The organism is Paracoccus zeaxanthinifaciens ATCC 21588, assembly GCF_000420145.1.
Classification (GTDB): Bacteria; Pseudomonadota; Alphaproteobacteria; order Rhodobacterales; family Rhodobacteraceae; genus Paracoccus; species Paracoccus zeaxanthinifaciens.
The window spans coordinates 47,050-60,292 of the sequence record NZ_ATUJ01000005.1; the positions used below are offsets into that span (position 1 = coordinate 47,050).

Below are 13,243 nucleotides of genomic sequence, written 5' to 3' on the forward strand. Positions count from 1 at the left end.
ATCGCAAGCCCCTGTTTTTCAACGCGCCCGCCCCAGGAAATGCGGGGGACGGCGCGCGACCCATTCGAAGAATCGCGCCAGATCGGGATGGGATCGCAGCGCCTCGACGGTGTTGTAGCGGCGCGCAAGCTCTCCTTCCTTCAGGGTCTTGTGGATGGTCTTGTGGCAGATGTGGTGCAGCAGGACGGTCTCGCCGCCCTTGCCGCCCTTCAGCTTGGGGATCAGGTGATGGCGGCTCTGGGGGGCATCGGGCGGGATGGGTCGCAGGCACAGCGGGCAGACCGGGTCTGACGCAACCGTGACCTCTTCTTCGACATATCGCTGTTTACGCATTCTTCCCCCTGCCGTTACCTCTGGGACGTTCCCAGACTGCGAAAGGACCACCCATGCCGACCCGCCGCCTCGTCCTGTCCGGCGCAGGGGCCGCCTGCGCCCTTGCAGCAGCCCCCGCCCTTGCCCAAACGCCCGAGCGTCCGAATCCGATGCCCGCGGAACTGCGCGAGGCGCTGGAGCGCGATCCGACGGCGCCGGTCCTGGGCAATCCCGATGGCAACATCACATTGACCGAGTTCTTCGATTACAACTGCCCGCATTGTCGCAAGATGGTCGGCCTGATGCAGCAGCTGGTCGCGGCGGAACCCGAACTGCGCATCGTCTATCGCGAATGGCCCGTCTTCGGGCCGGGCTCCGAATTCGCGGCCAAGGCGTCGCTCGCGTCACTGGGGACGGGGAAATACTGGCAGCTTCACCACGCGCTGATGACGATGCGCGGGCCGGCCGATACCGCCAGCACCATGCGCGTCGTGCGCAGCGTCGGCCTGGACGAGGAGAGGATCCGTCAGGACATGCTGGCCGAGGCCCCCGAACGGCACATCACCAACAGCTTCCTTCTGGCCGATCACATGGGCCTGCTGGGCACGCCCAGCTTCATCTGCGGCGACGAGCTGGTCTTCGGAGAGATGGACCTGTCCGATCTGCGCGCGCTGGTCGCACGCGGTCGCCGCACCCTAGGGGTCTGACCGGCCCCAGCCCGCGTCCTGCATTTCCCGAAGGCGGCTGGCGGTTCGCTCGAACTCGAAGCTGCCCTCGCCCTCGCCATACAGCCGCTCGGGTTCGTCGGCGGCGCTGGCGATCAGGCGGACCTTGGCCTCGTACAATGCGTCGATCAGCGTGACGAAGCGCTTGGCCTCGTTGTAATTGCCCGAATTCAGGCGCGGCACCCCGTCCAGGATCAGCACCCGGACCCGCGATGCCAGAGCAAGGTAATCCGCAGGCCCAAGCGGACGCCCGCACAGATCCCAGAACCCGGCCCGCGCGACATCGTCCGACAGGGCCTGCAATTCGACCTTGCGGCCCTTCACCTCGAACGTGCCGGGCTGCGGTTCCGCCCCGCCCGTCAGCGCGTCCCATTCCGCGTCCAGCGCCTGCCGCGCCTGCGCATCGGCGGGAGTGAACCAGATGGGCGATCCCTCGCGGTTCTGGCGATAGTCGTTGTCGCTGTCGAGGCAGACCACCGCCATGCGTTCGCGCAAGAGCGCGATGAAGGGCAGGAACAGCTGGCGGTTCAGGCCGTTCTTGTACAGATCCTCGGGGACGCGATTCGAGGTGGTGACCACCGTCACGCCCTGGTCGAACAGCACCTGGAACAGCCGCCCCACGATCATCGCGTCGGCGATATCGGTGATCTGCATCTCGTCGAAGCACAGAAGCCGGACCTTGGCCGCGACGCCCATCGCGACGGGGCGGACGGTATCCTGGTCGCCGCGCTTGCGGGCCTCTTCCAAGCCGGCCTGGATCTCCTGCATGAACTCGTGGAAATGGACGCGGCGCACGGCAATGCCCTGGTCGCGGGCGGCGGCGGCCATCAGGTCCATCAGCATCGACTTGCCGCGACCGACCCCGCCCCACAGATACAGACCGCGACCCGCGGGGGCCGGGGCGGGTGCGGACCCGCCACCGAACAGCGATCGCCAGCCGCCCTTGCGAGCCGGCGCGGGTGCGGGGGCTTCGGACATGCGATCCAGGACGCCGTCCATCTCGGGCAGGACGGCCCGCTGCGCGGGATCGGGGCGGATCTCGCCCGCATCGGCCTTCCGGCCATAGAGTTCCGCGATCCTGCCCATGCGCTGCCCCTTCGATATGCCAGCCCGTGCCTGCCACAGCCCCAAGGCCCCCCGCAAGGCCGCATGAGGCTTGACCGCCCGCAGGGGCCCATGCAACCCCGATCCAGCGACACCCTTAAGGAAGCCCGCCATGACCCGTCCCGCACCGCGTCCCGACATGATCGGCGGCATCCCCGTCCTGTTCGTCATGGCCGCCCAGCCCGAGTACGGCCCGCAGCTGCAGGCGCGCATCGACCCGCTGATGACCGGCATCGGCCCGATCGAGGCCGCCGTACAGCTGACCGCCGCCCTTGCCGCGATGGAGGAGATGCCCGCGCTGGTCGTCTCGCTCGGGTCGGCGGGATCGGCACGGCTGGCCCAGACCGAGGTGTACCAGGTCGGCGCGGTGGCCTGGCGCGACATCGACGCATCGCCCCTGGGCTTCGATCGCGGGCGCACGCCGCTTCTGGACCTGCCGCGCGTGATCGACCTGCCGCACCGTATTCCGGGCATCCCGGTCGCCAGCCTGTCCACCGGGGGCAACATCGTGACCGGCGCGGCCTATGACCCGATCGAGGAGGACATGGTCGACATGGAGACCTTCGCGATCCTGCGCGTGACGCAGCATTTCGGGCTGCCGCTGATCGGTCTGCGCGGCATCTCGGACGGCGCGCACGAGGTGTCGAAGATGCTGGACTGGACGCAATACCTGGACGTCATCGACGGCAGGCTGGCGCAGGCGGTCGACGCCCTTGGTGCCGCGATCGAGGGCGGCTTGCTTGTCCTGCCGGGGGACAGCGCCTAAACGGACGGGGTTTCCCCAAGGACGAACGGACCGGACATGGCACGCGGCGCAAGAATGACGGAAGACAGGCCCCGGGGCCGGCGGCTGGGCACGCTGGCGGCACTGGTGCCCTTCCTGCGCCCCTATCGGATGCAGGCGCTGGCGGCGCTGGTCGCGCTGGTCGCGACATCGGGGATCAGCCTGGTGCTGCCCCTGGCCGTGCGGCGCGTGATCGACAATTTCGACGATGGCGCAGGGCTGCTCGACCGCTATTTCGGTGCGGCGCTGCTGATCGTGCTGGGCCTCGCGGTGGGGACGGCGGCGCGGTACTATTTCGTGTCGCGACTGGGCGAACGCGTCGTGGCCGATATCCGCAAGGCCGTCCATGCCCGTGTCATCACCCTGTCGCCCGCCTGGTTCGAGCGCGTCATGACCGGAGAGATCCTGTCCCGGATCACCACCGACACCACGCTGATCCAGTCGGTCATCGGATCGTCGCTGTCCATCGCGCTGCGCAACCTGCTGCTGCTGATCGGCGGGCTGGGGCTGCTGGCCTGGACCTCGGTCAAGCTTACGGGGCTGGTGCTGCTGATCGTGCCGGGGGTGATGATCCCGATCATCGTGCTGGGCCGCAGGCTGCGCGTGCTGTCGCGCCGCAACCAGGATTGGATCGCGGCCTCGTCCGGTGCCGCGTCCGAAAGCCTGCTGGCCGCGCAGACGATCCAGGCCTTCACCCACGAGGATCGCAGCATCGCCCGCTTCGACGAGGTGACCGAGGGCGCCTTCGGCACCGCGCTTGCGCGCATCGGAACGCGCGCCGTGATGACCGCCATCGTGATCTCCCTGATCTTCGCGGGGGTGATCGGCGTGCTGTGGATCGGGGCGCGGGACGTACAGTCGGGCGCGATGACCGCGGGCCAGCTGGTGCAGTTCGTGATCTATGCGGTGCTGGTCGCGGGCGCGGTCGGCGCCCTGTCCGAGATCTGGGGCGAATTGCAGCGCGCCGCCGGCGCGACCGAGCGGCTGGCCGAGCTGCTCTCGGCCAGGGATTCGCTGGCGGATCCGGCCAAGCCTGCGCCGCTGCCCGTACCCCTGCAGGGCCGCATCGCGTTCGAGGGGGTCGGCTTCCACTTCCCGTCCCGCCCCGACATCCCGGCGCTGGAATCGCTGGACCTGACGATCGCACCGGGTGAAACCGTCGCCCTGGTCGGGCCGTCGGGGGCGGGCAAGACGACCGTGATCCAGATGATCCAGCGCTTCTGGGACCCGCTGACGGGCCGGGTGACGCTGGACGGGATCGACATGCGGGACCTGTCGCGCCGGGATTTCCGCGCAAGGATGGCGCTGGTGCCGCAGGACCCCGCGATCTTCGCCGCCAGCGCCGCCGAGAACATCCGCCTCGGGCGGCCGGACGCGTCGGACATGCAGGTGGCGCAGGCTGCGCGCGCCGCCCACGCCCATGACTTCATCGAGGCCCTTCCCCAGGGCTATGATACGCCGCTTGGCGAACGGGGCGTGACGCTTTCGGGCGGTCAACGCCAGCGGATCGCCATCGCCCGTGCAATCCTGCGCGACGCGCCGATCCTTCTGCTGGACGAAGCGACAAGCGCGCTGGACGCCCAGTCCGAGGCACTGGTGCAGGAGGCCATCGGCGCGCTGACCGAGGGGCGCACCACCATCGTCGTGGCGCACAGGCTCGCGACCGTGAAGAAGGCCGACCGCATCGTGGTGATGGATGCGGGGCGGATCGTCGCGCAGGGCCGGCACGAAGAGCTGGTCGCCCAAGGCGGGCTCTATGCCGAGCTGGCCCGGATGCAGTTCACCGACCGCTGATGCGGGGGCATGCCTTCCGTCCGGCCATCGAGGCCGGCCGGAAGGCAGCGCGTTGCCCGGCCTCGATGGCCGGGCAACGCGCCCCTCCCCCTCATGTCCGTGCTATTTCCGCGCCGCATAGACCGCGGACCAGTACCGCGTGCGGCCATCCGCGCCGATCGCCTGTCCGATCCCGTAATCGCGCACCAGGGGCTGCATGATGTTCTCCAGATGCCCCTCGGACCGGTTCCACTCCAGCAGCACGCGCTGCAGATCGTACGGCCCCGCCGCGATATTCTCGGCGATGATCATCGGCTGATAGTTCATGCGCTTCGCCCTGTCCGACGGCATCCGCGCCCTGCTTCCGAAATGCGTCATCCGCCCGCGCTTCGCCATGTCGCAGGCGTGCCTTGCCGCAACCTCGGCCAGGACGGGATCGGGCTGCATCGGGGGCAGGCCCTGTCGCGCCCTGGCACGGTTCGTGGCCGCCACGCCGATCCGGTTCGCCTCGGACGAGGCCGCGATGCATTCTGCATCGCCCGCTTCGGCCACCTGCACGGCATAGGGGTCGGTCGCGGGGCCGTCGCCGGGTTCCGGGGCGCAGGCCGCGATCATCAGGACCCCGCCCAGCAGGGTTCCTGCAAGCCATCTGTTTCGATCCGACATGGGCCGCTCCGTTCGTTCGCCTTGTGATTGAACGCTTCATACACGCGAAAGGTTACCAACCCACCCCGTCCCGACGTGACGCAGCGGCAATCGCACCCGCTTGCGATTTTCCGCCAAGGCTGCGCATGGTCGCGGACACAATGACGCGGCGTTTCGGCGGGGCACCGGGCCGCGCCCCTTGCCCGACATGCGCAATCCGGCACATCCTTCGCCGCGAGGGGGAGGGCCGGGAACGGGCCCTTCAAGGGAGGAAGCGATGGGAAAATTCAGCACTTACGACGACCGCGACCGGATCGAGAACGAGGGCCCCTACGAGGGGCGCGACCTGCCGGTCACCATCTACGAGTTCCTGTCGCGCACGGCCGCACGGTTCCCGGATCGCCCCGCGCTGTCCTTCCAGCTGCTGGCCGGCCCCAAGGATCACGCCACCACCCTGACCTGGCGCGAGACGCTGGAGCGCGTGACCGAGACCGCGAACCTGTTCCGCAGCTTGGGCGTCGGTCCGCAGGACACCGTGGCCTATCTGCTGCCGAACAGCATCGAGACGCCGGTCGTCCTGCTGGCCGGTGCGACCGCCGGGATCGTGAACCCGATCAACCCGCTGCTGGACGCCCAGCAGATCGGCGGCATCCTGCGTGAGACCAATGCCAAGGTGCTGGTGACGCTCAAGGCGTTCCCCAAGACCGACGTGGCCCAGAAGGCCGCCCAGGCCGTGGCATCCGCGCCGAACGTCACCCATATCGTGGAAATCGACCTGAACCGCCACCTGCGCGGCGTGAAGCGGTTCATCGTGCCGCTGATCCGTCCCAAGGTCACTGCCACCCATCACGCCAAGGTCCTCGACTTCGAAGCTGCGGTCAGCGCGCAGAAGCACACGCGCCTCGAATTCGACGACCCCCGGCAGGACCGCATCGCGGCCTATTTCCACACGGGTGGCACGACCGGCACCCCCAAGGTCGCGCAGCACAAGTATTCCGGCATGATCTACAACGGCTGGCTGGGCGGCACGCTGCTGTTCGACGAGACCGACGTGCTGATGTGCCCGTTGCCGATGTTCCACGTCTTCGCGGCCTATCCGGTTCTGATGTCCTGCATCGCGTCGGGGGCGCATGCCGTGATGCCGACGCCCGCAGGCTATCGCGGCGACGGCGTCTTCGACAATTTCTGGAAGCTGATCGAACGCTGGCAGGCAACGTTCCTCATCACCGTTCCCACCGCCATCGCCGCGCTGATGCAGCGCCCGGTCGATGCCAATGTCGGATCGCTCAAGACCGCGCTGTCGGGATCGGCCCCCCTGCCGATCGAGCTGTACAACCGCTTCAAGGCCGCCACCGGGGTCGAGATATCCGAGGGTTACGGCCTGACCGAGGCGACCTGCCTTGTCAGCTGCAACCCCGTCGCGGGCGTCAAGAAGGTGGGCTCGGTGGGGATCCCCCTGCCCTACACGCATGTCCGCATCCTGAACCATTCCGATGGCGGGCAGGTGCATGAATGCGGCGTGGACGAGGTGGGCGAGATCTGCGTAGGCAATCCCGGCGTCTTCCCCGGCTCGACCTATACCGAGGCCGACAAGAACCATAACCTGTTCGCCGAGGAACGTTACCTGCGCACGGGCGACCTGGGGCGCATCGACGCCGACGGGTATCTGTGGATCACGGGCCGCGCCAAGGACCTGATCATCCGCGGCGGTCACAACATCGACCCCGCCGAGATCGAGGAGGGGCTGCTGTCCCACCCCTCCGTGGCCTTCGTGGGCGCGATCGGCCAGCCCGACAGCTTCGCGGGCGAACTGCCCTGCGCCTATGTGGAACTGACGACCGACGGGCATGTCACCGTCGAGGAGCTGCTGGAGCATGCGAAATCGCATATCCACGAACGCGCCGCGATCCCCAAGCATATCGAGATCCTGTCCGAGCTGCCCAAGACCGCCGTGGGCAAGATCTTCAAGCCCGACCTGCGCCGCATGGCCATCACCCGCGTCTATGACGCGGCCCTGCAGGGGACCGGTGCCCATGTGGTCGAGGTGGTCGAGGACAAGAAGCGCGGCCTCGTGGCCCGCATCGCCCGCGACGGCGCGGACGAGGGCGACGTGACATCGCGCCTGGGCCAGTTCACCTGCCAGTGGGACTGGGCCTGACAGGGACTGGCCCGCAAGACGGCAGGCGACGGGGCCAGACCGGCCCCCGTTGCCGCCCCTGCAGGCGATCCGTGCCCGAAGGGGCGGCAACCCCATGAAGGTCGCGCTTTCCTGAAGTGCTGACGGGAACGGTTCCGCGGGGCCGTGCCTTCACCCCTGAACGCGTTGGCCAAGGGGACAGGGCATGACGGTACTGTGGGAAAACATCATCCTCTTCGGGATCGCCTTGGTGGCCGCGTGGTTCGCGGCCTCGGCGATCTTCGCGGTGGCGCGGCGGATCCTGCGCAACGGGGACGATTTCTGGAAGAACCTCGTGGCCCAGACCCGCATGCCCGTCCGGCTGGCCATCCTGATCGCCTCGGTTTCCTTCGCCGCGAATTTCGCGACGCTTCCGGCCCAGCAAGGCGGGCTGATCCGGCACCTGCTGCTGATCGCCTTCATCGCCTGCCTCACGCTGATCGCCCGCGCCGCGCTGAACATCTGGATGAGCCTGCACCTGCGGCGCTACCGGATCGACGTGGACGACAACCTGATGGCGCGCAAGCACGTCACCCAGTCGCGCATCCTGCAGCGCGTGGGCGGCGTCCTGATCATCGCCATCGGGACCAGTGCCGCGCTGATGACCATCGAGAGCGTGCGCCAATACGGCGTCAGCCTGCTGGCATCCGCGGGTGCGGCGGGGATCGTGGTCGGCCTTGCGCTGCAGCCGCTGCTGAAGAACCTGTTCGCGGGCATCCAGCTGGCGCTGACACAGCCCATCCGCATCGACGACGCCGTCATCGTCGAGGGCGAATGGGGCAATATCGAGGAGATCAACGGCACCTATGTCGTCATCCGCATCTGGGACAAGCGACGGCTGGTCGTGCCGCTGAACTATTTCATCGAGCAGCCGTTCCAGAACTGGACGCGGTCGGATTCCACGCTGCTGGGCACGGTCATGATCTATGTCGATTACCGCGCCCCGGTCGAGGAGATGCGCGCCGAGGCCCGGCGCATCGTCGAGGCATCCCCCCTGTGGGACCGCGACGTCTTCGTCCTGCAGGTCACCGATTTCCGCGAGAACGTGGTCGAGATCCGCATCCTGGCCAGCGCCCGCAGCGCCCCCCGCGCCTTCGACCTGCGCTGCGAGATCCGCGAGAAGCTGCTGACATGGCTGCAGCAGTCGGGCCATGCCGCCATGCCCAGGGTCCGCGCCGAGATCGCCGCCTGATCAGAAGATCGCGCTGATGCTGCCGTCGCTTTCCAGGATCAGCGCCTTGACCTCCGACAGGTCGCTGCCGCCCTGGGCGCGCATCGCGCCAAGGGCCTCGTCGCGGGTGATCCGTTCGCGTTTCAGGGCCGCGTCGCAGAACTCTCCGTTGCGCACCAGCAGGGTCGGTTCGGACCGCACGAAGGTGGCAAAGCGCCGCGACCTGACCGACAGGCTGGCCACGACATATTGCATGCCGATCAGCAGGGCCAGCGCCGTGGCGCCTTCGGCCAGCGCGATACTCTGTTGCAGCAGGATCGATGCCAGCACCGACCCGATGGCCACCGTGACCACCAGATCGAAGGCGTTCAGCTTGGCAAGCGTGCGCTTGCCCGCGATCCGCAGGAACAGCACCAGCACGACATAGGCCAGAAGCCCGATCAGGAGGGTCCGGACAATGCCGGACCACCCCTGGAAGAACATCTCGGACCAGTCCATGCCGGCGCCCTCCTTTCGGATCAGCGCGTGAACTTCTTGTATTTCACGCGCTTGGGTTCGATCGAATCCGGGCCGAGGCGGCGGATCTTGTCTTCCTCGTAGGCCTCGAAGTTGCCCTCGAACCATTCGACATGGGCGTCGCCCTCGAAGGCCAGGATGTGCGTGCACAGGCGGTCGAGGAAGAAGCGGTCGTGGCTGATGATGACCGCGCAACCGGCGAAGTCCTCCAGCGCGGCTTCCAGCGCCTGCAGGGTCTCCACGTCCAGGTCGTTGGTCGGTTCGTCCAGCAGCAGCACGTTGCCGCCCGATTTCAGCAGCTTGGCCATGTGCACGCGGTTGCGTTCACCGCCCGACAGCTGGCCCACCTTCTTCTGCTGGTCGCCGCCCTTGAAGTTGAAGGCGCTGCAATAGGCGCGGCTGTTCATCTGCGCGTCGCCCAGCACGATCTGCTCGGCCCCGCCGCTGATCTCTTCCCAGACGGTGGCGTTCGGATCCAGCGCGTCGCGCGACTGGTCCACATAGGACAGCTGCACCGTGTCGCCATAGGTGATCTCGCCCTCGTCGGGCTGTTCATTGCCGGTCAGCATGCGGAACAGCGTCGATTTACCCGCGCCGTTCGGACCGATGACGCCCACGATGCCGCCGGGCGGCAGGCTGAAGTCCAGACCCTCGATCAGCAGCTTGTCGCCCATCGCCTTCTTCAGGCCCGCGACCTCGATCACCTTGTTGCCCAGGCGTTCGCCGTTCGGGATGATGATCTGGGCGCGCGACAGCTTCTCGCGCTCGGACTGGCCGGCCATCTCGTTATAGGCGGCGATACGCGCCTTGGATTTCGCCTGACGGGCCTTGGCACCGGCTCGGATCCACTCCAGCTCGCGCTCGAGCACCTTCTGCTTGGACTTGTCCTCGCGGGCTTCCTGTTCCAGCCGCTTGGCCTTCTGTTCCAGCCATGCGGAATAGTTGCCCTCGTAGGGGATGCCGCGGCCGCGATCCAGTTCCAGGATCCAGCTGGTGATGTCGTCCAGGAAGTAGCGGTCGTGCGTGACGCACAGGATCGTGCCCTGGTATTCGATCAGGTGCTTCTGCAGCCAGGCGATGGTTTCCGCGTCCAGGTGGTTGGTCGGTTCGTCCAGCAGCAGCATGTCGGGCGCTTCCAGCAGCAGCTTGCACAGCGCGACGCGGCGACGCTCACCGCCCGACAGGGTGGACACGTCGGCATCGTCCGGCGGGCAGCGCAGGGCCTCCATCGCGACGTCGATCTGGCTGTCCAGATCCCACAGGTTCTCGGCGTCGATCTCGTCCTGCAGCTTGGCCATCTCCTCGGCGGTCTCGTCCGAGTAGTTCATCGCCAGCTCGTTGTAGCGATCCAGCTTGGCCTGCTTGCCCGCGACGCCCAGCATGACGTTGCCGCGCACGTCCAGGCTCTCGTCCAGCTGCGGTTCCTGCGGCAGGTAACCCACGGTCGCCCCCTTGGCGGCCCAGGCCTCGCCGGTGAAATCCTTGTCCCAGCCGGCCATCACGCGCAGCAGGGTCGATTTACCCGCGCCGTTGACGCCGACGACGCCGATCTTGACGCCGGGCAGGAAGTTCAGACGGATGTTCTCGAAGACCTTCTTGCCGCCGGCATAGGTCTTGGACACGCCGTCCATGTGGTAGACGAACTGATAGGACGCCATCGGAAACTCCTTGGAAAGCTTTGCCCCCACATAAGCGAAAGGGCGCGCCGGTGAAAGGTCAGCGTAGCTCGGCCATGAAATCCGGGCCCATATGCGACCGCAGGAAGTCGTATTGCGGGGCCATGCGGCGCGACAACTCCTCGCGCAGCTCGGGCGGGGGCATCAGCCCCTTGGGGTTCGCGAAGACCTTGCTGCCCATGTTGGCATAGGGCATCGGCCCGATCCCCAGGTGATCCTCGACCGCTTCCAGGACGGCATGGGGCGCGGTGGCGATGCGCCCGAAGGGCAGGATCAGCATGTCGGGATAATGCGCCTGCCAGCGCGGGACATAGGACGCGTAATCGCCACGGTCGAACAGCACGGGATCGTCCAGCTCGGCCATCCATTCCGCGACCGTGGCCGGTTCGCGCCCTGCCCGGCGCAGGTTCATGCGCAGCTGCGAAATCGCCCGATCGACCGGATCGCGCACCAGGTAGACGACGCGCGCCTTGGGCAGCAGCCGGGCCACCGCGGCGACCCCTTCGGCGGGCAGGGTCGAGTATTCCGGCGTGAAATCCATCGGCGTCGCATGGACGGGCGCGGGGGCGAAGACGCGCTTGTACCACTGGTTGTGGAACATCTTGCCGCCCGTGATGCCGTTCAGATAGGCGTCCAGCGCCTCGGGCATCGGCACGCCGCGCGCCTTGTGGCGTTCGCGGATCTCCTGCGGCTTGTTGCGGTAATGCCAGCGGATCCAGCGCTGGTGGTCGGGGACGTGCAGGAAGTTGAAATACTGCACCTCCTTGAAGGGGGGGATCCAGACCTGCGGATGCTGGCCCAGCATCTGGGCCAGCCACGACGTTCCGGCCTTCTGCGCGCCGATGCACAGGGCGCCGGGCTTGCGTGGGGCGCCTTTGGGATCGAAGGCGGGGCTGATCGTCAACATCGACTGGGTCATGCCGGTCCTTTCATGGGCAGGGACCGGCAATCGCGTCAGAGCCGCCCCCACAGGTCGTATTCGCTGGCCTCGTCCACCGTGACGCTGACGATATCGCCGGGCGACAGGGCTTCAAAGCCCTGATCGATGAACAGGTTGCCGTCGATCTCGGGGGCGTCGGCCTTGGTGCGGCAGGTCGCGCCCTCGTCATCGATGGAATCGACGATCACCTCGATCCGGGTGCCGACCTTGGCCTCCAGCTTGGCGGCGCTTATGGCCTGCGCCTTTTCCATGAAGCGCTCGAAGCGGTCCTGCTTGACCTCGGGCGCGACGTGATCGGGCAGGTCGTTGGCGCGCGCGCCGGCGACGTTTTCGTACTGGAAGGCACCGACGCGATCCAGCTGCGCCTCGTCCAGCCAGTCCAGCAGGGTCTGGAACTCGGCCTCGGTTTCACCCGGGTAGCCCACGATGAAGGTGGAACGCAGGGTGATGTCGGGACAGACGCTGCGCCATGCGGCGATCTCGTCCAGGGTCTTCGCGCCTGCCGCCGGTCGGGCCATGCGCTTCAGGACGTCCGGATGGGCGTGCTGGAAGGGGATGTCCATGTAGGGCAGGATCAACCCATCCGCCATCAGCGGGATCAGGTCGCGCACATGCGGATAGGGATAGACGTAGTGCAGCCGCACCCAGGCCCCGAGCGACCCCAGGTCGCGGGCCAGGTCGGTGATATGGGCGCGATGCCCGCGCTCGGTCTCGTATTTGCGATCGAGGCCATAGGCGCTGGTATCCTGACTGATGACCAGCAGTTCCTTGACGCCGGCCTCGACCAGCTTCTCGGCCTCGCGGACCACGGCATGGGCGGGGCGGCTGACAAGGCGGCCGCGCATGTCGGGGATGATGCAGAACTTGCACTTGTGGTTACAGCCTTCCGAAATTTTCAGATAGCTGTAATGCCGGGGCGTCAGGCTGACGCCGGATGCGGGCAGCAGGTCGATGAAGGGATCGGGCCGGGGCGGCACCGCGCCATGCACCGCGTCCAGCACCTGCTCGTATTGATGCGGGCCGGTGACGGCCAGAACCTTGGGGTGGGCACCCGTGATGTATTCGGGCTCGGCCCCCAGACAACCCGTCACGATCACGCGCCCGTTTTCCTGCAGCGCCTCGCCGATGGCGTCCAGGCTCTCGGCCTTGGCGCTGTCGAGGAAGCCGCAGGTGTTCACGATCACCGCATCCGCGCCCTGGTAATCGGCGCTGATGGCGTAACCTTCGGCGCGCAGGCGCGTCAGGATGCGTTCGCTGTCGACCAGCGCCTTGGGACAGCCAAGGCTGACCATGCCGATGGTCGGCTGGCCGTCGCGGCGTTCATCGGGAATGCGCGCACGCGCAAGGTCGGGGCGAAGTTCGGGCGGGTTCTGCTGCATCCGCCGCAGATAAGCGATTCGCGCGCGCCGCAAAAGGGGCAA

The 13,243-nt window shown here is 67.3% G+C and carries 12 protein-coding genes; 5 read left to right on the forward strand and 7 right to left on the reverse strand.

Annotation, left to right across the window (positions count from 1 at the left end):
* Positions 1–18: 18 nt before the first annotated feature.
* Positions 19–333: an HNH endonuclease family protein gene (locus F804_RS15835; RefSeq protein ID WP_022706944.1), complete on the reverse strand. Its 315-nt coding sequence runs from the start codon at positions 331–333 to the stop codon at positions 19–21.
* A gap of 53 nt (positions 334–386) precedes the next feature.
* On the opposite strand from F804_RS15835, the gene F804_RS0106530 reads away from it, so the two are divergent.
* The gene (locus F804_RS0106530) at positions 387–1,019 is read left to right on the forward strand and encodes a DsbA family protein (RefSeq protein ID WP_022706945.1); all 633 of its coding nucleotides are present in this window, start codon (positions 387–389) and stop codon (positions 1,017–1,019) included.
* On the opposite strand, the gene zapE is transcribed toward F804_RS0106530, so the two are convergent.
* Complete coding sequence (zapE, locus tag F804_RS0106535; RefSeq protein ID WP_022706946.1) at positions 1,008–2,123, reverse strand: cell division protein ZapE; 1,116 nt, start codon at positions 2,121–2,123, stop codon at positions 1,008–1,010. The genes F804_RS0106530 and zapE overlap by 12 nt on opposite strands.
* A gap of 130 nt (positions 2,124–2,253) precedes the next feature.
* On the opposite strand from zapE, the gene F804_RS0106540 reads away from it, so the two are divergent.
* On the forward strand, positions 2,254–2,907 hold the full coding sequence (locus F804_RS0106540; protein ID WP_022706947.1) for a 5'-methylthioadenosine/S-adenosylhomocysteine nucleosidase: 654 nt from the start codon (positions 2,254–2,256) through the stop codon (positions 2,905–2,907).
* A gap of 36 nt (positions 2,908–2,943) precedes the next feature.
* The gene (locus F804_RS0106545; RefSeq protein WP_022706948.1) at positions 2,944–4,719 is read left to right on the forward strand and encodes an ABC transporter transmembrane domain-containing protein; all 1,776 of its coding nucleotides are present in this window, start codon (positions 2,944–2,946) and stop codon (positions 4,717–4,719) included.
* 102 nt (positions 4,720–4,821) lie between these two features.
* Here the strand turns inward: F804_RS0106545 and F804_RS15840 are convergent, their stop codons facing one another.
* Positions 4,822–5,364, reverse strand: a complete 543-nt coding sequence (locus F804_RS15840) for a CAP domain-containing protein (RefSeq protein ID WP_022706949.1) — start codon at positions 5,362–5,364, stop codon at positions 4,822–4,824.
* Positions 5,365–5,620: 256 nt separating this feature from the next.
* On the opposite strand from F804_RS15840, the gene F804_RS0106555 reads away from it, so the two are divergent.
* Positions 5,621–7,501 carry an acyl-CoA synthetase gene (locus F804_RS0106555; RefSeq protein ID WP_022706950.1) on the forward strand — a complete coding sequence of 627 codons (1,881 nt, stop codon included), beginning with the start codon at positions 5,621–5,623 and terminating at the stop codon, positions 7,499–7,501.
* A gap of 184 nt (positions 7,502–7,685) precedes the next feature.
* Positions 7,686–8,711 (forward strand): mechanosensitive ion channel family protein, encoded by a 1,026-nt coding sequence (locus F804_RS15845; protein ID WP_051142310.1) that lies wholly within the window; start codon positions 7,686–7,688, stop codon positions 8,709–8,711.
* On the opposite strand, the gene F804_RS0106565 is transcribed toward F804_RS15845, so the two are convergent.
* The 4 genes from F804_RS0106565 to rimO are packed head-to-tail and all read right to left on the reverse strand — an operon-like array spanning position 8,712 to position 13,201.
* Positions 8,712–9,188 carry a DUF421 domain-containing protein gene (locus F804_RS0106565; RefSeq protein WP_051142311.1) on the reverse strand — a complete coding sequence of 159 codons (477 nt, stop codon included), beginning with the start codon at positions 9,186–9,188 and terminating at the stop codon, positions 8,712–8,714.
* Positions 9,189–9,208: 20 nt separating this feature from the next.
* A complete protein-coding gene (ettA, locus tag F804_RS0106570; RefSeq protein ID WP_022706951.1) occupies positions 9,209–10,864 on the reverse strand; it encodes an energy-dependent translational throttle protein EttA in 1,656 nt (551 codons plus the stop codon).
* Between the two features lie 58 nt (positions 10,865–10,922).
* On the reverse strand, positions 10,923–11,801 hold the full coding sequence (locus F804_RS0106575) for a sulfotransferase family protein (RefSeq protein ID WP_022706952.1): 879 nt from the start codon (positions 11,799–11,801) through the stop codon (positions 10,923–10,925).
* A 35-nt stretch (positions 11,802–11,836) separates the two neighbouring features.
* Positions 11,837–13,201 (reverse strand): 30S ribosomal protein S12 methylthiotransferase RimO, encoded by a 1,365-nt coding sequence (rimO, locus tag F804_RS0106580; protein WP_022706953.1) that lies wholly within the window; start codon positions 13,199–13,201, stop codon positions 11,837–11,839.
* Positions 13,202–13,243 lie beyond the last annotated feature (42 nt).

Coding starts and splice junctions, on each gene's coding strand:
- F804_RS15835 (WP_022706944.1), bottom strand. CDS start 333: ATGCGTAAACAGCGATATGTCGAAGAAGAGGTCACGGTTGCGTCAGAC.
- F804_RS0106530 (WP_022706945.1), top strand. CDS start 387: ATGCCGACCCGCCGCCTCGTCCTGTCCGGCGCAGGGGCCGCCTGCGCC.
- zapE (WP_022706946.1), bottom strand. CDS start 2,123: ATGGGCAGGATCGCGGAACTCTATGGCCGGAAGGCCGATGCGGGCGAG.
- F804_RS0106540 (WP_022706947.1), top strand. CDS start 2,254: ATGACCCGTCCCGCACCGCGTCCCGACATGATCGGCGGCATCCCCGTC.
- F804_RS0106545 (WP_022706948.1), top strand. CDS start 2,944: ATGGCACGCGGCGCAAGAATGACGGAAGACAGGCCCCGGGGCCGGCGG.
- F804_RS15840 (WP_022706949.1), bottom strand. CDS start 5,364: ATGTCGGATCGAAACAGATGGCTTGCAGGAACCCTGCTGGGCGGGGTC.
- F804_RS0106555 (WP_022706950.1), top strand. CDS start 5,621: ATGGGAAAATTCAGCACTTACGACGACCGCGACCGGATCGAGAACGAG.
- F804_RS15845 (WP_051142310.1), top strand. CDS start 7,686: ATGACGGTACTGTGGGAAAACATCATCCTCTTCGGGATCGCCTTGGTG.
- F804_RS0106565 (WP_051142311.1), bottom strand. CDS start 9,188: ATGGACTGGTCCGAGATGTTCTTCCAGGGGTGGTCCGGCATTGTCCGG.
- ettA (WP_022706951.1), bottom strand. CDS start 10,864: ATGGCGTCCTATCAGTTCGTCTACCACATGGACGGCGTGTCCAAGACC.
- F804_RS0106575 (WP_022706952.1), bottom strand. CDS start 11,801: ATGACCCAGTCGATGTTGACGATCAGCCCCGCCTTCGATCCCAAAGGC.
- rimO (WP_022706953.1), bottom strand. CDS start 13,201: ATGCAGCAGAACCCGCCCGAACTTCGCCCCGACCTTGCGCGTGCGCGC.